This window comes from Fontibacter flavus (assembly GCF_042432905.1).
Taxonomy (GTDB): Bacteria; Bacteroidota; Bacteroidia; order Cytophagales; family Cyclobacteriaceae; genus Fontibacter; species Fontibacter flavus.
In genome coordinates this window covers 134,189-151,868 of record NZ_JBHLWI010000004.1, presented here as the reverse complement: position 1 = coordinate 151,868, position 17,680 = coordinate 134,189, and the positions used below count along the sequence as shown (strand labels likewise).

At 40.9% G+C, this 17,680-nt stretch carries 19 protein-coding genes; 9 read left to right on the top strand and 10 right to left on the bottom strand.

The features are described 5' to 3' along the window. Nucleotides 1-90: 90 nt before the first annotated feature. The 5 genes from ACFFIP_RS02435 to ACFFIP_RS02415 are packed head-to-tail and all read right to left on the bottom strand — an operon-like array spanning nt 91 to nt 4,467. Nucleotides 91-858, bottom strand: coding sequence for an SDR family NAD(P)-dependent oxidoreductase (locus ACFFIP_RS02435; RefSeq protein ID WP_382385969.1), 768 nt, complete (start codon nt 856-858; stop codon nt 91-93). Continuing rightward, nucleotides 859-1,503, bottom strand: coding sequence for an acetoacetate decarboxylase family protein (locus ACFFIP_RS02430; protein ID WP_382385968.1), 645 nt, complete (start codon nt 1,501-1,503; stop codon nt 859-861). It lies immediately after the preceding gene. Then, a complete protein-coding gene (locus tag ACFFIP_RS02425; RefSeq protein WP_382385967.1) occupies nt 1,500-1,943 on the bottom strand; it encodes a DinB family protein in 444 nt (147 codons plus the stop codon). Before ACFFIP_RS02425 ends, ACFFIP_RS02430 begins: the two co-directional genes overlap by 4 nt. Nucleotides 1,944-1,980: 37 nt before the next feature. Next, nucleotides 1,981-2,742, bottom strand: coding sequence for an SDR family NAD(P)-dependent oxidoreductase (locus ACFFIP_RS02420; protein ID WP_382385966.1), 762 nt, complete (start codon nt 2,740-2,742; stop codon nt 1,981-1,983). Nucleotides 2,743-2,748: 6 nt separating this feature from the next. Next, nucleotides 2,749-4,467, bottom strand: a complete 1,719-nt coding sequence (locus tag ACFFIP_RS02415) for an IlvD/Edd family dehydratase (protein WP_382385965.1) — start codon at nt 4,465-4,467, stop codon at nt 2,749-2,751. A 266-nt stretch (nt 4,468-4,733) separates the two neighbouring features. On the opposite strand from ACFFIP_RS02415, the gene upp reads away from it, so the two are divergent. From upp to ACFFIP_RS02400, 3 genes are read left to right on the top strand one after another with little or no spacing between them, the layout of a single operon-like run. Then, complete coding sequence (upp, locus tag ACFFIP_RS02410) at nt 4,734-5,384, top strand: uracil phosphoribosyltransferase (RefSeq protein ID WP_382385964.1); 651 nt, start codon at nt 4,734-4,736, stop codon at nt 5,382-5,384. Nucleotides 5,385-5,390: 6 nt separating this feature from the next. Continuing rightward, complete coding sequence (locus ACFFIP_RS02405; protein WP_382386044.1) at nt 5,391-6,317, top strand: calcium/sodium antiporter; 927 nt, start codon at nt 5,391-5,393, stop codon at nt 6,315-6,317. Continuing rightward, the gene (locus ACFFIP_RS02400; RefSeq protein ID WP_382385963.1) at nt 6,317-6,766 is read left to right on the top strand and encodes a hypothetical protein; all 450 of its coding nucleotides are present in this window, start codon (nt 6,317-6,319) and stop codon (nt 6,764-6,766) included. Before ACFFIP_RS02405 ends, ACFFIP_RS02400 begins: the two co-directional genes overlap by 1 nt. Here ACFFIP_RS02400 and sdaAA read toward each other — a convergent pair. The 4 genes from sdaAA to ACFFIP_RS02380 all read right to left on the bottom strand — a co-directional run bounded on the left by sdaAA (nt 6,755) and on the right by ACFFIP_RS02380 (nt 10,634). Then, nucleotides 6,755-7,663 (bottom strand): L-serine ammonia-lyase, iron-sulfur-dependent, subunit alpha, encoded by a 909-nt coding sequence (gene sdaAA / locus ACFFIP_RS02395; protein WP_382385962.1) that lies wholly within the window; start codon nt 7,661-7,663, stop codon nt 6,755-6,757. The genes ACFFIP_RS02400 and sdaAA overlap by 12 nt on opposite strands. Nucleotides 7,664-7,787: 124 nt before the next feature. Continuing rightward, on the bottom strand, nt 7,788-8,747 hold the full coding sequence (locus ACFFIP_RS02390) for an FKBP-type peptidyl-prolyl cis-trans isomerase (RefSeq protein ID WP_382385961.1): 960 nt from the start codon (nt 8,745-8,747) through the stop codon (nt 7,788-7,790). Between the two features lie 2 nt (nt 8,748-8,749). After that, nucleotides 8,750-10,105, bottom strand: a complete 1,356-nt coding sequence (locus tag ACFFIP_RS02385; protein ID WP_382385960.1) for a porin family protein — start codon at nt 10,103-10,105, stop codon at nt 8,750-8,752. Further along, complete coding sequence (locus tag ACFFIP_RS02380) at nt 10,086-10,634, bottom strand: RNA polymerase sigma factor (protein ID WP_382385959.1); 549 nt, start codon at nt 10,632-10,634, stop codon at nt 10,086-10,088. The genes ACFFIP_RS02385 and ACFFIP_RS02380 overlap by 20 nt, the downstream gene beginning before the upstream one ends. A gap of 204 nt (nt 10,635-10,838) precedes the next feature. Here ACFFIP_RS02380 and ACFFIP_RS02375 point away from each other — a divergent pair, with 204 nt between their 5' ends. After that, nucleotides 10,839-11,570: a Rossmann-fold NAD(P)-binding domain-containing protein gene (locus tag ACFFIP_RS02375; protein WP_382386043.1), complete on the top strand. Its 732-nt coding sequence runs from the start codon at nt 10,839-10,841 to the stop codon at nt 11,568-11,570. 55 nt (nt 11,571-11,625) lie between these two features. Continuing rightward, a complete protein-coding gene (gene lipA / locus ACFFIP_RS02370) occupies nt 11,626-12,504 on the top strand; it encodes a lipoyl synthase (RefSeq protein WP_382385958.1) in 879 nt (292 codons plus the stop codon). A 49-nt stretch (nt 12,505-12,553) separates the two neighbouring features. On the opposite strand, the gene ACFFIP_RS02365 is transcribed toward lipA, so the two are convergent. Next, a complete protein-coding gene (locus tag ACFFIP_RS02365; protein WP_382385957.1) occupies nt 12,554-13,024 on the bottom strand; it encodes a Dps family protein in 471 nt (156 codons plus the stop codon). A gap of 143 nt (nt 13,025-13,167) precedes the next feature. Between ACFFIP_RS02365 and ACFFIP_RS02360 the strand changes: the two genes are divergently transcribed. The 4 genes from ACFFIP_RS02360 (at nt 13,168) to ACFFIP_RS02345 (ending at nt 17,546) form a co-directional block, all read left to right on the top strand. Continuing rightward, nucleotides 13,168-14,406: a sensor histidine kinase gene (locus ACFFIP_RS02360; RefSeq protein WP_382385956.1), complete on the top strand. Its 1,239-nt coding sequence runs from the start codon at nt 13,168-13,170 to the stop codon at nt 14,404-14,406. Between the two features lie 109 nt (nt 14,407-14,515). Next, nucleotides 14,516-16,096, top strand: coding sequence for a peptide chain release factor 3 (locus tag ACFFIP_RS02355; protein ID WP_382385955.1), 1,581 nt, complete (start codon nt 14,516-14,518; stop codon nt 16,094-16,096). Between the two features lie 79 nt (nt 16,097-16,175). After that, nucleotides 16,176-16,910: an RluA family pseudouridine synthase gene (locus ACFFIP_RS02350; RefSeq protein WP_382385954.1), complete on the top strand. Its 735-nt coding sequence runs from the start codon at nt 16,176-16,178 to the stop codon at nt 16,908-16,910. Nucleotides 16,911-17,039: 129 nt separating this feature from the next. Further along, nucleotides 17,040-17,546, top strand: coding sequence for a phosphoglycerate mutase family protein (locus ACFFIP_RS02345; protein ID WP_382385953.1), 507 nt, complete (start codon nt 17,040-17,042; stop codon nt 17,544-17,546). Nucleotides 17,547-17,680 lie beyond the last annotated feature (134 nt).

The window sequence follows — 17,680 nt, the reverse complement described above, 5'->3', positions numbered from 1 at the left end:
GGTCAAATTCACAAGAGAAGCAATTTAAGGCTTTTCATCAAAAGATCTTATGGCTTTATCTTGAATTTCTAAAATTTAATTTCAGCCTCTTTATTTCCCTTTCCAAGCCCTCAGCTTTCTTCTTTCTATTGAAAAATAAATAGGCTTAAAGATCGGTAAAATGCGGTTTAACAGCATGACAATTCTGAAAATGCGGGATGGATAAATCCGTCTTTTACCTGAATTCACCCCATCAATTATACGCGCGACGACTGAAGCCACTGACTGAATGGGCAAAGCTTTAGGCACATTTATGCCTGCATGATTAAAAAAAGCTGTATCTGTAGATCCTGGATAGACTGTAGTCAACCAGTCGACCCCACCTTCGCTCCTGATGGTTTCGGCAAATTGATGTAAAGCAGCCTTAGATGCAGCATATCCTGCATAACCGGGAACAGGCCAATAAGACATGGCTGAGGCTGTGACCACCAATCGGAAGGGTTCCTGCTGATGTTGTTGAAGCCACTGAGCTATCAGCATTGGCGCCAGGGTGTTGACTTTCATCATTCTCTCCAAATCATCCAATCCGAAATTTTCCCAAGGTCCATATTCAGCAAAACCAGCATTTGCAAAAAAAATATCCACACTTCCCCAATTGTCTCCTATCCATACAAACAAGTTGTCTAGATCATCTTTTCTACTCAAGTCCAGGCATAAGTTGTCAAGTAGTCCATAACTCGTCTTCAATTGATTTAGTCCATGACTATTGAGATCAACCGCCAAGATAGAATTATCAAATTTCAGAAGTTGGTTGACAAGTTCCTTTCCGATACCAGAAGCCGCTCCGGTGACTACTATTTTTTTACCTGAAATTTTCATTTATTCAGGATCAGGGAAATGCATGGTAAATGGATTGACTTTGAAACACATAAGAGGTTTAAACTTCCCTATGTTGGGAAAATGATCTTGGTCAACTTTCAACGATTCAATTTTTGCCAGTTTAGCCCAACCTGAGCCCGAAGGATTGGTCAGGTAAACTTTCCCTTCCAACTCTTGGTGCAATTTGATAGGCATAATTTTGGTGCTCGCCGGAAATGCAATACCACTGGTTTTGATCCTGCAAAATAGAATGGGATCATCCTCAGGACCAATCCCAATGGTTTCTGTGGCACCATTTTTTTGCCAGATTATGGGGACGGTTTCTTTGGGAATACCCCAATTATGTCTTCCATTCATCGTACTGGTTACAGAATCCACAAAGATTCTGGTAATGGATTGCCTTCCGTGTGGTTTAAATTTTCCAGGTATGATCAATAGCTCCTTGTAAGGACCCACAGGAGATTCATGATAATTGACCAGCATCACAAACCCCAGTCCTCCCTTAAAATTCCCCTTCTGGCTTTCAGTTAAAAACCCATTGACCTCCACCCAATCTTTGTTGAATTTATAGACTAATATCACTCCTTCCCCCTTCAAAGTCCAAGGAGAGGGAAACTGCCGAATCGATTCTTGTGTACTGCTCATCTTTTGTAGATGATATAATCAGTAGCCACCGGTTCAATCCCTTCTTCCCTTAACTGGGCAATGACCTGACCACGATGATAAGTGCTATGGTTGATGATATGAAATAAAATTTCCTGAACAGTATTTTGATAGGTATCCCCTTTTGTATTGGTGTAGGTAATTGAGGCTGATAAGGGATGGTTATGGATGATCTTCAGGGATTGCTCCAATAGTTCCTTGTTGAATTCTCCCATATTTCCAATTTGATGAATGTCCCAAACACCATACAAAGGTTGTTCATTTTCTATTCGCTTAACCCAAACATGATGGGCATTTAGGGTATGGCTAATCGCAGTTATCGTTTTGCCTGCAATTTTCTGTTCATTTTTCTCCAGGAGCAAGATCACAGCATCATTGCTTCTATAGGTGTATTGGAATAGGTCCGTGAAGAATGCTTTCATAGCGTATCGTTTAAGTTGAAAAGAAAGTTAGGTCATGTCAATAAGGCGAGGGACTGATGCTAGTCCAACCCCCATCGATGATCAGGTTTTGTCCTGTAATATGTCTGGCTTCTTCCGAGACAAGAAATACAGCCGCATTAGCCACATCCTTCACAGATGCCGGCCTTCCCATAGGAGTGATATTGGACCAAGTTTTTTCATAATCTTTATCTAAAGCTGTCCGGTTGGTCAATGTGGCACCGGGAGCAATTGTATTGACATTGATGTTAAATTCGGACAATTCAATCACCAGGTTTTTGGCAAGCATTTCAATTCCAGCTTTGCTCATCGCATAGGCAGCAAGGTTTTTATGTGCCTGATGGGCAGTCACGGATGAGGTAAATAAAAGGGAACCTCCATACGGCTGATCTTTCATCAGCAGTGCTGATGCCTGAGCCAAAAAGAAAGTACCGGCCATGTTTACCCGCATCACTTCCATAAAATCACTTGGTTCATATTCCCAAAAATCCCCAAACAAGGTAATCCCAGCATTGGCAATGGCAATATCCAAGTGGCCAAATTCCCTTTCTGCCAAGCTGACCATTTCAGCGATAAAATCAATATCCCCTGAGTCTCCTGATATCCCTAGTACTTTGCCTTTTGCTTTTTTCAATACTTCTTCCACCGCCTCATCTGTCAGACTCTTTTCGATATCATTCAAAATAATATGATGGGATTTTTCCGCCAATAATTTGGCGATTTCAAGTCCAATCCCTTGACCTGCACCTGTGATCAAGGCAACTTTTTGATGATTTTTCATAGTGTTTTAATGTGAATCTCTTTTGACCACTGGCCCTGATGATCCTTTAAGGAAATCAAAATCAACTCCTTCGTGGGCCTGGGTCACATTTTGAATAAATAAATTGACATAACCGCGATCATATCCCAGATCAATTGATGTAAAAACAGACCTTCTGGATTCCAATTCCTCCTCAGATACCTCCAACATCAAAGTCCTATTGGGCACATCTAAACTGATCCAGTCTCCATTTTGCACCAGGGCAAGATTCCCTCCTACCGCTGATTCTGGTGAAACATGCAAAACGACCGTTCCAAACCCTGTTCCACTCATTCTTCCATCTGAAATCCTTACCATATCCGATACACCCTGCGCCAAAATCTTGGCAGGAAGTGCCATATTTCCTACCTCAGGCATACCAGGATAACCTTTTGGACCCACATTCTTCAATACTAAAATGGAATCAGGCGTCACCTCCAGGCCGGGATCATCTATTCTTTTCTTGTAGTCATCAATATCTTTAAAAACCACTGCTTTACCTCTATGCTGCAGTAGTGCAGGAGTAGCAGCTGAAGGCTTCAAAACAGCCCCATTGGGACATAAGTTACCTTTGAGAACCGCAATGCCTGATTCCTGTTTGAATGGTTTTTCCAAGGTCCCTATCACCTCTCTATTGAAACATTCAGCTTTTTCAATATTTTCTCCGATGGTCTTCCCATTAACCGTAATGGCATCTAAATGAAGCTTCTGATTTAATTCTTTCATCAGGGCAGGAAGTCCTCCTGCATAGAATAAATCCTCAAAAAAATGTTCTCCAGAAGGCTGAATATTGGCCAGTAAGGGAATCCCTGCAGAAAACTTGTCAAAGTCTTCAATATCCAACTCAACTCCCATTCTTCCTGCTATGGCCAATAAATGAATAATGAAATTGGTAGATCCACCTATAGCCGCATTGACCATAATGGCGTTTTCAAAAGCCTTCCTGTTCAGAATGTCACTCATCTTGAGGTCTTCATTGACCATCTCCACTATCCTCATGCCAGCCATATGTGCCAAGGCCTTTCTCCTTGAATCTGCAGCAGGTATTGAAGCATTATCCGGCATTCCCAATCCGAGTGATTCCACCATCGCTGCCATCGTAGAGGCTGTACCCATCGGCGCACAATGTCCTCTAGACCTTGACATGGCCGCCTCCACTGCTACAAAGTCCTCCTCAGAAAGCTCTCCCTTTTTATATTGCTCGGCAAATCTCCACAAATCCGAGGTGCCGATTTTTTTACCTTTAAACCAGCCTGCCAACATTGGGCCTCCTGAAACAACAAGCGTAGGCAAATTAACGCTTGCAGCCCCCATCACTAAAGAAGGAGTTGTTTTATCACAACCACAGAGCAAAATCACCCCGTCCATGGGATTGGCCCGAATGCTTTCCTCCACATCCATACTTGCCAGGTTCCTGAAGAGCATGGCTGTTGGCTTGATGGAACATTCCCCTAAAGACATGACAGGAAATTCCAAAGGAAAACCACCGGCTTCCCAGATGCCTCTTTTTACTGCTTCAGCCAATTCACGAAAATGGGCATTACATGGAGTCAATTCTGAATACGTGTTACAGATGCCAATAACAGGTTTTTCACCTTCAAACAAATGGTGCGGAAATCCCTGGTTTTTCATCCATGATCTATAAATGAAGCCGTCTTTTCCCTTACGGCCATACCACTCTTGACTTCTTAACTTTTTGTCTTCCATAATATAGGTTCAATTGGGTTTGATTTGCGATTAGAATTTAAGAAAAGTTTTTGGGGATTGGTCCATACTTAAAAGAAAAAAGAATGATGCAATTTCAGTTTTATATTATCAGCACTCACAAGCCCTTATTGAATTTATTTTTACATTTGATGTCTGATAAGCGAATAATTGGATTAATTGGTAGAAAGGAAAAAACCAAGCTCGGCTCTCCTACATTTTAATCCAACGAGTTCAAAGATTCCAATTGGTCTAAAATCCATTTTACCATGTTTATACTTGATCATCAAAATAGCATAGTACATCAATTCATGACAGAAATAAGGGATGTTCAAGTCCAAAAAGACAGGTTGAGATTCAGAAGGAACTTTGAAAGACTGGGAGAAATCATGGCATATGAAATCTCGAAGGATCTGGGCTATCGCGCTATAGAAATACAAACACCACTACAAAAAACCACTGCTAGAGTACTCAATGAAAAACCTGTACTCATCAGTGTTATGCGGGCAGCTATTCCCTTTTATCAAGGTTTTCTAAATTATTTTGACCAAGCGGACAGTGGTTTTGTGGGGGCTTATAGAAAAGAAGAAAAAGAAGGTGATCAGGAAATTGAAATAGAATTCCTATATCAGGCAGCACCCAATCTGGAAGGGAGGGAAGTTATTCTCGTGGACCCAATGCTGGCTACAGGAAAATCTTTTGTTAAAACAGTGGAAAATCTCCTGAGAAATGGGAAACCGAAAATGCTTCATCTCGTCTGTCTTATTGCAGCGCCGGAAGGTGTCGAATACCTTAAACAAAATCTCAAGCTCCCGTACAAACTTTGGGTTGGCGCTCTAGATGAGAAACTCAACGAGAAATTTTACATAGTGCCCGGATTGGGCGATGCTGGAGATCTTTGCTTCGGTGACAAAATTTAAAAAATGATGGTTTACTTATTATTGATATTAGGATTGGTCATCCTTTTGGCCGGAGGAAAATTTTTGGTGGATGGTGCTTCTGCTTTGGCTGCAAAATTTGGATTAAGTGCTGGCCTGATAGGGTTGACTGTAGTGGCTTTTGGCACCTCAGCTCCGGAGCTCTTGGTCAGTATCAATGCCGCAATCAAAGGAAACAGCGATATCGCTCTCGGTAATGTTATCGGTTCCAATATCTCCAACATTTCATTGGTATTGGGTATCAGTGCCATCGTATACCCAATTTCTATATACAAATCAGTTTTAAAAACAGATTACCTTGCCACATTACTCAGTGCAATTTTGTTTTACCTTTTAGCTTATAATGGCTTGATTTCCAAAATAGAAGGCTTAATTTTATTTGTTTTGTTGATTGGGCTGAATATTTATTTTTTCAAGAAATTAAAAGTTGCTGAGGAAGATATCAATGAGGATGTTGTCAAATTGAAAGAACAATCCCTTGTCAAATCAGGGGGTCTACTACTTTTAGGTATAGCCGGCTTATATTTTGGATCGGACATGTTGGTAGACAGCGCAGTCGAGATTTCGAAAATGTTTGGGGTAAGCGAAAGGATAATCGGTGTCACTGTCATTGCCATTGGCACTAGCCTTCCCGAGCTGGTCACTTCCATTATCGCTGCCCTGAAAAAAGAAACAGATATTGCCATTGGGAATATTCTGGGAAGTAATATCATGAACATACTTGCCATCATCGGTATCACTTCATTGATCAGTCCGATCAATGTTTCAGAGGTTTTCATCAAACAGGACTTCCTTTGGATGCTAGGGTTGACTGCCCTGCTCTTTCCGATTCTAAGATCGCGGCTGATCATTAGCAGGTTGGAAGGCGCCTTGCTGCTTGCTGTCTATGGTGCGTATCTCTTTATGATTTTATAATGTCCTATTTTATCAAGTTTTTCAGCATTTGGTTCGCAAGCCAATTTAAATTTATCGCAGGACCCGTGTTAGGTTCAGCTGCAGACTTCAGTTTACTTGAAATAATAGCCGTATCTGTAGGCGGGATGATGACCTCTGTTGTATTTGTCAGCTATTTGGGAGACTGGTTCAAGTCACTTTTCAGCTTAAAGATTACCCCAAAAAAATTCTCCAAAAGAAGCAGAAGAGTTGTTAGAACATGGCAGAAATTTGGGGCTCCAGGAGTCGCTGCCCTCACCCCAATATTTTTGACCCCAATAGGAGGCACCATCATTATGACAGCTTTTAATGTCGATAAAAGAAAAGTTTTCCTTTATATGCTCATCAGTGCACTTGTTTGGGCAACAATTTTTGGTGCCTCTATCAATTGGCTTTTATCAATCCCTTTTTTCGACAATTTACTCCGGTAAGATTTCATCAGGCAAAATCTCAATATCCTGAATCAAAACCCTTTTGGCAATTTCCTGCCCAGTCAGTGTGGCTGCTAGCCCACCCATGGCTGTTTCTTTATACCTGCTCTCCATGCTGGAGCCAATTTCCCCCATTGCTTCCACACACTCATCCACAGGAATAACAGCACTAACATTTGCCAGGGCTATTTGGGCTGAGCTGTTGGCAATAGCTGCGGCACTTGCATTGCGGACTACACAGGGAATTTCTACCAGACCAGCAACGGGATCACAGACCAATCCCAACATACACTGTATGGTGATTGCCACAGCATTGAATACTTGATCAAAATCACCTCCTAAACAATGTACAATTGCACCCGAAGCCATCGCGGCCGCAGAACCTGTTTCCGCTTGACATCCACCTACAGCACCCGCCAAACTTGCTTTTTCTTCTATAATCAATGCAATACCTGCCCCTACCAGTAATCCTTCTAAAATCTTCCGATCCGACAAACCATGTATTTCCTGTAGGGTGTACAATGTACCTGGCAAAATCCCTGAAGCTCCAGCAGTAGGTGCCGCCACTACTCTGCCCATACAGGAGTTGACCTCTTTTGCTGCCAAAGCTCTGGATATCAACTTCTGAAATTCAGGAGAGAGAACGGAAACAGGATGTCTATACACCTTTTTTGCGCCATTGTTGATCATGCCGGACCTTGATGACATGTCTTCATTCAGCCCTGTTTCCACCGCTTCTTTCATGACTGTGTAGGCTTTCTGTAGCCCTTCCCAAATATCTTCCTCTAACTTTCCTTTTTGGATAATCTCATACTCGATCACCGAATCAAAAATGCTGATGTTCTTCTGTTGACAATAGGCCTTCCAGCCTGCAAAACTTTCAAAAAGATAACTCATACGCTCATTTGGGTTTAATTTCGATGCAATTTGGCAAAAACAAAATCATGAAACAAAAAGAAGAAGGGTATAAAAAAACCCTACAAATTGCTTTGTAGGGTCAGAAGATCTTCATCTAGAGCTCCTATTGACGAACATTCACCACTTTGGTTTTAAAATAAACCGGTTCAAACGGCCTAGCTGATGTTACAATGTATGATTTGTTAAATAAATCCCTCCTTATCTGGAAAGGAAATACCTGTGTGGGAGTACCAAATGCCAAATGGGAAGGCGAGATCACCTCTAGTTCTGAATTTCTAGAAAGTCCCTTAAATGACAAATTAAGAAATTTTAAATTTGAAGCCCCTCCTAGTGATATCTGAAATGGATTGGTAGCATCAGTAGCCTGGGCCAAGGTCTGTGTTTCTCCTAATTGGAAAAGCTGATAAGTAAAACTCACCACATTCCCGTCAGTCGCCACAGGTTGTCCCTCATCACCGGAACTAATGGTTTTTACAAACAATCCTTCTTCAGTCTTTTCAAAACCTGTCAAATTATTTGCTTCCAAATAATCCAAGATCATCTGCTCTTCCATGTCTTTGATCTCCTCTTCAGAATAGGTAGCTACAAATTTCACCTTGATCTCAAGATTGGAATTGGGCAGGATAAGATTCTGAAAACTGTACTCCTGATACGCCAGATAAGAAGGCACAAACAGCGTAAAAGTCTCTCCTTCTTTTGCCAAGCCTGCCGCAAAATTCATAGCCCTTGGCACCAACCCACCCTCACTATGGGCAAAAATTCTTGGCGCCTTCGATTCGTCCAAATAGCTGTCAATTAACTGGCCGTCCAAGGTTTTGATTTCATAATAAAGGCCCACTATATCATTATTGACAATTTGGTTTCCGGTATCATTACTGATATCTTTTCTGTAATAATAGCCTAGTGGGGTTTCAATGGCATTGATATTATTCCTCTCCAAGAAGCTGACCAAAAAGGCATCATCCCTTTCAATCGCTTTTTCCAGATCTGACTCTATTTCCGACATACATGCACCAAAAGCCATCAATACCATAATGGCCATAAGCCCCAAAACTTTACGCATACTTATTTTTGTTTTTTTAATTGAAAATTCATTCTAAGATTGATCCCACCAATGGAAAACTGCTGACCTGCAAAGGTCTGGGAACCAAGAGATGTTTTGTAAAACGGCTCAATATAAATAAATGTCCCATTGCTGAGATTATGTTCATATCCAAAAGCAAAATTAATCAATTGCCCAATTTCAGCCCCGTCAGTTCCTTGATCTGGCCTTACTGTTTCAGTAAAAGACTGAACCATATTTTGAGCTCCAACAAATCCAGCTGTAGCAATATTCGCCGAACTGTAGGTGTAAATATTCCTTTGATTTAGATAAAACATATTGGACAAACCTGAGACCAGGTACAGCCCAGAAGATTTATTTTCCAAAACCCTATACTTAAGGTTCAAGGGTACCTCAAGCTGACCAAACCTTAACTCACTGCTTGCATTGATCAAATTGGTGCTCATGGTAGCCAACCGCATCCCATCACCGGTCTCCACATCCATGGCAGTACCTAGATATTGCCCGTTAGGATTGATGTTTTGACTGGCATAGGCTAAACCAATATCCAATTTCAGACGCTTTGAAAATGAAAATTCAGACATTATTCCGCCACCGAGATTCATGACCTGATTGGAATTGGAAATGGTCTGTGGAGCAATCAACAATCCCAACTTCACAGGATTTTGATCTGCTTTCCCCTCATCTTCATCCGTTATGGATTTCTCACTGTCTCCTAGCCATTTTTGAACCACCTCCAAGGCCTTTTTCTCTTCTTCAAGTCTTATGTCAGCAATTAGGGGTACAACTTTATCTACTTGCTGCTCAACTAATGGAGAATTTCCTGCTATATCAGTCCTATCTTTTTGCGGATCTGTAAGTGCAAGTCCAGAACTGAATACTTCTTCAGCAATTACCTCCGCATTCACTTCATTTTTTGCGGGCAGGATTGACTTAGCCTCTTTTGGGGAGACCTCACCTAAATCCTTTTTTGGCAATAAATTTGACTGGAACTGATCAGGCATATTTCCCTCAGGTGATATATTTGCAATATTAGGCTCCTTTCTCCCTAAAATATTGCTGATACCTTCATCTTTTGACCCCATCCTGGATTGGTTTCTTTCTTCCACTTTTGGAGCTAGACCTGCAACATCTTGATTCTCTTTAAACCAATCGGAATTATAGAACAAGATTGAAAGTGTCATCAAAGAGACTAAAGATGCGGCCCATAACATCCACGGCGACTTTGCCAATCCCTTTTTAGGACGGAAATAGGCAGAGGATAGCTTTTCCCATTCTTTGGGATCATAGACTTCCTCGTGATGTTCAAAGGAGTCCCTGATCTTTTCGACCAGCTTTTTATCGAATTGCTCCTTCATTTTTAATATGGTTTATTTCAATTACCTTTTCTCTCAACTTCTGCTTTGCTCTTGCCAGGTAGGTTCGGGAAGTACTTGCCGGAATCCCCAACTGCTCAGCTATTTCATTATGGGAGTAACCTTCGATCTCATACATATTGAACACCATTCTCAAAATTTCAGGAAGGCCTCGCATGAGGGATAAAATGTCTTCTTTGGAAAGTTGACCGATAATTTCTGGTTCACAACTTTCCGCATCTGCCTTTTCTATATCAATAAAGGCATAATGCTTAACATTCTTTCTGTAATAATCTATGGATGTATTGACCAATATTCTCCTAAACCAGCCTTTGAAAGAATTTCCCTCCTCGTGGCCGGAAATCTTATCAAATACCTTCATGAAACTGTCATTGACAATTTCACAAGCTTCATCTCTGGAATTGGAATACCTCAATGCAATACTCATAGCATAGCCATAAAAATGCTTATAAAGCATTTCAAAAGACTTTCTATCGCCATTTTTTGCTTTTTGGATGAGGTCTTGTTCCAAAGATGCCAGGTTGCTTATAATTAATCTTAATGATAAGACGAAACACTTACAATAAGTGCTACAATATCTTTCAAAAATTATTTGAAAAGTTTAACCCTCCACGGATTTACAATTTCCGGACTTTTTATAGTAGGGATAAACTCTTACTTTTAATTTTGGTTTAGTAACTTATAGGCGAAAATAGCGTTAATTTCCTGAGCAATGATGATGAAAGCATTAAAATACCTACTGACTCTTTTTTTGAGCATTCTCAGTCTCACACTTTTCGCGCAAAGGGAAGATGCGGGAGATTATGAATATGATAGGGAAGTCCTATTTGGAATCAACAAAAATACAAACGGAGGACTGATCGGAGGCTTTAGCCTCAAAATAGGTTCCAGGATTGACGATTCCAATTTTCAGTTTTTCGGCTTGGATCTGGCCAATGTGAAAAACCCCAAAGAAGTTAGATACACTACTAATTTTGGCAATTCCTACATTTTTGGAAAATCCAATTACCTCTACGCCATACGACCATATTATGGAAGGGAAATCATCCTATTTAAAAAAGCTCCCCAACAAGGTGTACAGGTTTCCCTTCTAGGAGCAGTTGGACCATCCCTGGGTTTAATATCCCCTTATATTATCGAATATGTGGTCAATAGGGTTGAGACGGTCAGAGAGCAATACAATCCGGAAATCCACCAAAGTACTGGCAATATTCTTGGCCCAGGACGGATTTTTGAAGGACTGGGCAACTCAGAGATGGCTTTTGGAGGTAATGCCAAAGCTGCGGTAAATTTTGAATTCGGCGTATTTAAATCAAATGTGACAGGCTTGGAACTTGGATATCAATTGGAGGGTTTTACAAAAGAAATCCCTTTGATGCCCACTGTTGAAAACAGACAGGTTTTCCAATCAGTTTATTTTACCTTTTTCTATGGTTTCCGCAAATAGATTGGGTTTATTGACATCAAGGGAGTAATTTCGCAACGGATTAATTCAAAAGAAGATGATTGAACTACCAGTAATATCCGAAGAGGCAACCAAAAGGAAAAAACCGGATTGGTTGAGGGTGAAGTTGCCAGTAGGTAAAGAATATGCCAAAGTCAGAAAATTAGTAGATGAACATAAACTGCACACCATCTGCGAAAGTGGAAATTGCCCTAATATGGGGGAATGCTGGGGCGCAGGAACTGCTACTTTTATGATCTTGGGCAATGTCTGTACTAGATCCTGTTCATTTTGTGCCGTAGCCACTGGAAGGCCGCCTGAATATGATACAGACGAACCTAGAAGAGTAGCCGAGGCCATTCAGCTTATGGGGGTTAAACATGCCGTGATCACTTCTGTGAACAGGGATGAACTCAAAGATCGCGGGGCTGAAATATGGTACCAAACTGTGGTAGAAACGAAAAAATTATCTCCACAGACCACTATTGAAACGCTTATCCCGGATGTTAAAAGTAATTGGGATGCACTATACCGAATGATCTCAGGCGGACAGGAAGTAGTTTCCCACAATATGGAAACTGTGGAAAGCCTCTATAGAAGGGTTAGGCCCCAAGCAAAATACTCCAGGTCATTGGAGCAAATCAAGTTAACCAAGGAGTACGGCAAGCGTACAAAAACAGGTATCATGCTTGGTTTGGGAGAAACCAAAGAGGAGGTATACAAAGCCATGGACGATTTGGCAGCTAACGGATGTGACATTTTGACATTAGGACAGTATTTGCAGCCTACCAAAATGCATATTGAAGTTGCGGAATTTATCCACCCGGATTTGTTTGCCCACTACAGGGAAGAGGGCCTCAAGAGAGGAATTAAATATGTCGAGTCCGGACCATTGGTGAGATCATCTTACCACGCCGAAAGACACGTAAATGTATAAAAAAAGAGGATGGCTGGACCATCCTCTTTTTTTATACATTTCGAAACTTTTATCTTAAATATGCAGAAAGCATCCAAACGGTTTTCTCTTTTGCTGTGATGTATTCACTCATCAAAGCCACAGTACCTTCATCTCCCTGCTCAGAAGCTGCTTCCAAAGCAGATCTTTCGAGTTTCAACAAGGTGTTGAGGTTATCTCTAACGGTTTCTACCATTTTTTTGGAATCTTCTACGTGTTTAGCTTCCTTGATTTCAGCGTGATCGATGTATTCCTGAAAAGAAGAATAAGGCCTAGCCCCTAAGGTAAGTATCCTTTCAGCAGTTTCATCAATCCCTAGATTTGCCTCATTATACAATTCTTCGAATTTTGCATGAAGCTCAAAGAAATTCGGCCCACTCACATTCCAATGGAAATTCCTCAAGTTTTGATAATAAATCTCATAATTGGCCAAAAGGCTGTTCAATTTTTCGACCAACACTTTGCTGTCTTTTATTTTTAATCCTATATCGTTTGTGCTCATAATCTTTATATTTATGGTTTATTATACTATAAAGATAACAAAAATGAGGCCACTGACCTATAAAAACTATTTTTGTCAGATTGATAATATCTATCATCAAAAGTAGTTGTCTATATGGTTCAGTAACTACTTATGTTTAAAGGATGAAGAACAAACTTCAGGATTTTGCCACGCTAGATTTATATCAAAATAAAAGCCGGATCAAATGGCTTGTGATCATCTGTTCTGTGATCATCAGTTTCGGCTCAATCATCTATACCAATAAATTGGTGGAAGAATTAAGGGAAAGGGAGAAAAGACAAATAGAGCTTCTGGCAAAAGCCTGGGAGTACGCCTCTATTTACGCGGAAAACCTGACTTTTATCAACCAGGAAATCATTCAGCAAAACACCTCGATTCCTGTAATTGTGGTGGATGCCCAGAATAATCCAATAGAATACCGGAATATCGGTTTCAGGAAAAACGTCACAGAAGAAGAAAAAAACAAGCTTCTTCAAAAAGAGCTGGTAAAAATGAAAGCTCAATATGAACCGATTCCCACAGAAGATGCCTTGGTTTATTACAGAAATTCAGAACTTCTGACATCCTTACGGTTTTATCCATACGTACAACTATCCGTTATCCTTGTCTTTGGCGTTTTGGCATACGCTGTCTTTAACCAATCCAAGGTGGCCGAGCAAAACAGGGTATGGGCGGGCCTGACCAAAGAAACTGCCCACCAATTGGGTACACCTATTGCCTCCCTGATGGCATGGATTGATTATTTGAAAAACTCACCCGTCTGGGAAGAAAACAAGGAAGTCATTCAGGAAATGGATAAGGATGTAGTGAAATTACGCATGGTCACCGAGCGCTTCAGTTCTATAGGAAGTAAACCCTCCATTCAACTTGAAAATGTCTTTTCTGTCATTGATGAAGCCATCAATTACCTAAGACCGAGAATTTCTTCCAAAGTGGATATCAAAATCAATGGATATGCTAACAATATAGAGGCCCTGATCAACAGGCCTCTCTTTGAATGGGTGATTGAAAACATTTGTAAAAATGCAGTAGATGCGATGAAAGGCCAAGGAGCAATCTCGATTGATATCGTCAAAGAAAGTGAAAAGTTTGTATTCGTAGATATCACAGATACAGGCAAAGGAATGGACAAAGGCATGTACAACAAAGTTTTCAATCCGGGGTTTACGACTAGGCAAAGAGGCTGGGGACTTGGCCTAACACTGGCGAAAAGGATCATAGAAGGCTATCATAAAGGAAAAATTTTTGTAAAACAGTCGGAACTGGGTAAAGGAACCACTTTCAGAATTGTCCTTCAGGGTAGTAAAGATGGTATTTCCGGATTCAAGAGAGAAGATTTCCTCCATCAGGAAATCGTTTAGCCTATTCTTTCCTTTGAACCCTAATCAGAGTTGAAAAGATAAAAACTTTTATACCTTGAAATTAAAACCGTACCTTTGCACCCTGAAAAATAGAGAATCAGGAGTTTAGATGAGTTTGACCAAGGAAATACAGAAAAGAAGAACCTTTGCCATCATTGCCCACCCGGATGCTGGTAAAACCACTTTGACAGAAAAACTGCTTCTTTTCGGAGGAGCCATTCAGACTGCTGGTGCAGTAAAATCCAACAAAATCGACACGGCTACCAAATCTGACTGGATGGAAATTGAGAAACAAAGAGGTATCTCAGTAGCCACTTCCGTGATGGGATTTGAATATCAAGGGATAAAGATCAACCTACTGGATACTCCCGGTCACCAGGACTTTGCGGAAGACACCTACCGTACCCTGACGGCAGTGGATTCTGTGATCATGGTAATTGATTGTGTAAAAGGGGTCGAAATCCAGACAGAAAAACTCATGGAGGTATGTCGGATGAGAAATACACCTGTAATCTGTTTTATCAATAAACTTGACCGGGAAGGTAGAGACCCTTATGAACTTTTAGATGAAGTTGAGGAAAAACTCAACATTCAGGTCAGACCGCTTTCCTGGCCCATAGGCATGGGAAAAAGCTTCAAAGGGGTTTACAACCTTTATGACAAAAAATTAAATCTTTTTACCCCGAGTCAACGCAAACTCAGTGATGACAGGACAACCATTGAAAATCTTGAGGACAGCAAGCTAGATGACCTAATCGGGCCAAATGGCGCTGCACAATTGAGGGAAGATGTGGAACTGATCGAAGGTGTCTATCCTGATTTTGACACTAAAGAATACCTCGAGGGTAAAGTTGCTCCTGTTTTCTTCGGTTCAGCAGTCAATAACTTCGGCGTCAATGAAATGTTGGACACTTTCATCAGAATAGCTCCTGCTCCCAAAAGCAGGATGACCGAAGACAGGGAAGTAAAGCCGGATGAACCCAAGTTCTCAGGATTCGTTTTCAAGATCCACGCCAACATGGATCCTAACCATAGAAATAGAATTGCTTTTCTTAGAATCTGTTCCGGAAAATTTGAAAGAAATAAAGCCTACAACCATGTCCGTGGACCTAAACCGCTGAGGTTTTCGAATGTCACCCAATTTATGGCCCAGGATAGGGAAATTGTGGACGAGGCATACCCTGGTGATATCGTAGGTCTTTATGATACAGGAAACCTGAAAATCGGGGACACCTTGACCGATGGGGAAAATATGACCTTCAAAGGAATACCGAGCTTCTCCCCTGAAATCTTCAAAGAAGTCATCAACAAAGACGCCATGAAAACCAAGCAATTGGAAAAAGGCCTAAAGCAGTTGATGGAGGAAGGTGTTGCCCAGTATTTTACCTATGAAATGGGTAACAGGAGAGTTGTCGGCACTGTCGGTCAGCTTCAATTTGAAGTGATCCAGTTCAGATTGAAAAACGAATACAATGCTTCTGTGGAGTTTGCGCCTATGAATCTATATAAAGCTTGTTGGATCAGCAGCAAGGACAAAAAGCAATTGGATGAGTTCGTCAGGTCCAAAAACCGCCATATTGCCCATGACAAAGATGGAAAGCTTGTATTCATGGCCGAATCTAAATCCTGGTTGCAGATGGTTCAGGACAATTATCCGGAAATAGAATTCCATTTTACTTCAGAATTTTAATATTCAAGACAAAAGAAGAACCTATCCCTTCATGACTCATACAATGAAGGGATAGGTTTTTTGATTATATTTAAACCTTATGAGAAAGAAACCTTTCACCGTAGTCTATGAAGACAACCATCTTTTGGTGGTCAATAAAGCCGCAGGCGTCCTGGTTCAGGGAGACAAAACCGGAGATAAAACATTGATAGATTATTGCAAGGAATACATTGCTGAAAAATACAATAAGCCCGGAGCTGTTTTCCTTCACCCTGTACATAGATTGGACAGACCGGTAAGTGGATTGGTTGTTTTTGCCAGGACATCCAAGGGTCTGGAGCGTATGATGGAAATATTCAGGAAACGTGACATCCATAAAGTCTACTGGGCTATCGTCAAAAACAGACCCAAAGAAGAAAGTGGCAAATTGACACACTATTTGGTGAAAGACGAAAAGAAAAACATTGTTACGGCCTACGACGAGGAGGTTCCTGGTTCGCAAAAAGCGGAACTTAACTACAAGCGACTGGGCAAACTGAATGACCATTGGTTGCTGGAAGTAAGACCAGTTTCAGGCAGACCTCATCAGATCAGGGTTCAGCTGGCTTCCATGGACTGTCCAATCAGAGGAGATGTCAAATATGGATTCCATAAACCCAATCCTGATGGCAACATCAATCTGCATGCCTTCCATTTGGTTTTTGTACACCCAATCAAAAAAGAAAAATTATACTTACGGGCAGCACTTCCTGAAGAACCTTTCTGGGAACAATACCTCGAATTCGAACCTGTTAAGGCCAAAGACCAACATTTGGACAATACTTTTAGTGGCTAAAAAAGGGAAGTGGGATTTCCAAATGCAGATTTCGAAAGGTTGAGCTTCGAAAAAAAGCTGACATAAGGAAAACAACCTGAAAGGCCTCTTTTGTTGTAATTGAATAGATATCAGTATAAAAATAAACTCATGAAAAATCTGCTTTTAATCTTCATTGCATTGACATTTTTTGTCGCATGTTCCCAAAAACAGGAACCCAAAACCATTTATTTGGTCCGCCATGCCGAAAAGCAATTGGTAGGAGATGACCCGGAACTAAATGTAGCCGGAACAGTCAGGGCAAAAAAACTGGCTCAGATCTTAGCAGATCAAGAAATAGCGCATGTATTCAGTACTGATTTCATCAGGACTAAAGCCACTGTGCAACCCCTGGTAGAAGCGCAAACCGGATTAAAAATAGAAATCTACGATGTCAAAAAACATGATGACTTAGTGAAAGAACTCCGCCAAAGAAAAGGCAATGCAGTAGTGGTAGGCCATAGCAACACCATTCATCATGTGGCCAACTATTTTGTACAGGAAGGAGAAAAATTCCCGGAACTAGAAGATATAGAGTACAATTTTATTTTTGTGGTCACCTTGGAAAAAGATGGTAGCTCCAAAGTGGAAAGGAAGATTTTCAGGGATTTCAATTAGTAAATTCGTGATCAAGTGGCTGGGTAAATTAGGATCATTGGTTGAGTTTCGAATTTTATGCTTTCGAAATCCCTCTTCCAACTTTTAAGGTTCTTTCCTCTTACTTATATTTTTTTTCTTTCTATAGGCTAATT

Coding starts and splice junctions, on each gene's coding strand:
- ACFFIP_RS02425 (WP_382385967.1), bottom strand. CDS start 1,943: ATGAAAGCATTCTTCACGGACCTATTCCAATACACCTATAGAAGCAAT.
- ACFFIP_RS02390 (WP_382385961.1), bottom strand. CDS start 8,747: ATGCGTAAAGTTTTGGGGCTTATGGCCATTATGGTATTGATGGCTTTT.
- upp (WP_382385964.1), top strand. CDS start 4,734: ATGTTTATACTTGATCATCAAAATAGCATAGTACATCAATTCATGACA.
- ACFFIP_RS02355 (WP_382385955.1), top strand. CDS start 14,516: ATGAGTTTGACCAAGGAAATACAGAAAAGAAGAACCTTTGCCATCATT.
- ACFFIP_RS02420 (WP_382385966.1), bottom strand. CDS start 2,742: ATGAAAAATCATCAAAAAGTTGCCTTGATCACAGGTGCAGGTCAAGGG.
- ACFFIP_RS02435 (WP_382385969.1), bottom strand. CDS start 858: ATGAAAATTTCAGGTAAAAAAATAGTAGTCACCGGAGCGGCTTCTGGT.
- ACFFIP_RS02350 (WP_382385954.1), top strand. CDS start 16,176: ATGAGAAAGAAACCTTTCACCGTAGTCTATGAAGACAACCATCTTTTG.
- ACFFIP_RS02400 (WP_382385963.1), top strand. CDS start 6,317: ATGTCCTATTTTATCAAGTTTTTCAGCATTTGGTTCGCAAGCCAATTT.
- lipA (WP_382385958.1), top strand. CDS start 11,626: ATGATTGAACTACCAGTAATATCCGAAGAGGCAACCAAAAGGAAAAAA.
- sdaAA (WP_382385962.1), bottom strand. CDS start 7,663: ATGAGTTATCTTTTTGAAAGTTTTGCAGGCTGGAAGGCCTATTGTCAA.
- ACFFIP_RS02345 (WP_382385953.1), top strand. CDS start 17,040: ATGAAAAATCTGCTTTTAATCTTCATTGCATTGACATTTTTTGTCGCA.
- ACFFIP_RS02375 (WP_382386043.1), top strand. CDS start 10,839: ATGATGAAAGCATTAAAATACCTACTGACTCTTTTTTTGAGCATTCTC.
- ACFFIP_RS02405 (WP_382386044.1), top strand. CDS start 5,391: ATGGTTTACTTATTATTGATATTAGGATTGGTCATCCTTTTGGCCGGA.
- ACFFIP_RS02430 (WP_382385968.1), bottom strand. CDS start 1,503: ATGAGCAGTACACAAGAATCGATTCGGCAGTTTCCCTCTCCTTGGACT.
- ACFFIP_RS02360 (WP_382385956.1), top strand. CDS start 13,168: ATGAAGAACAAACTTCAGGATTTTGCCACGCTAGATTTATATCAAAAT.
- ACFFIP_RS02385 (WP_382385960.1), bottom strand. CDS start 10,105: ATGAAGGAGCAATTCGATAAAAAGCTGGTCGAAAAGATCAGGGACTCC.
- ACFFIP_RS02415 (WP_382385965.1), bottom strand. CDS start 4,467: ATGGAAGACAAAAAGTTAAGAAGTCAAGAGTGGTATGGCCGTAAGGGA.
- ACFFIP_RS02365 (WP_382385957.1), bottom strand. CDS start 13,024: ATGAGCACAAACGATATAGGATTAAAAATAAAAGACAGCAAAGTGTTG.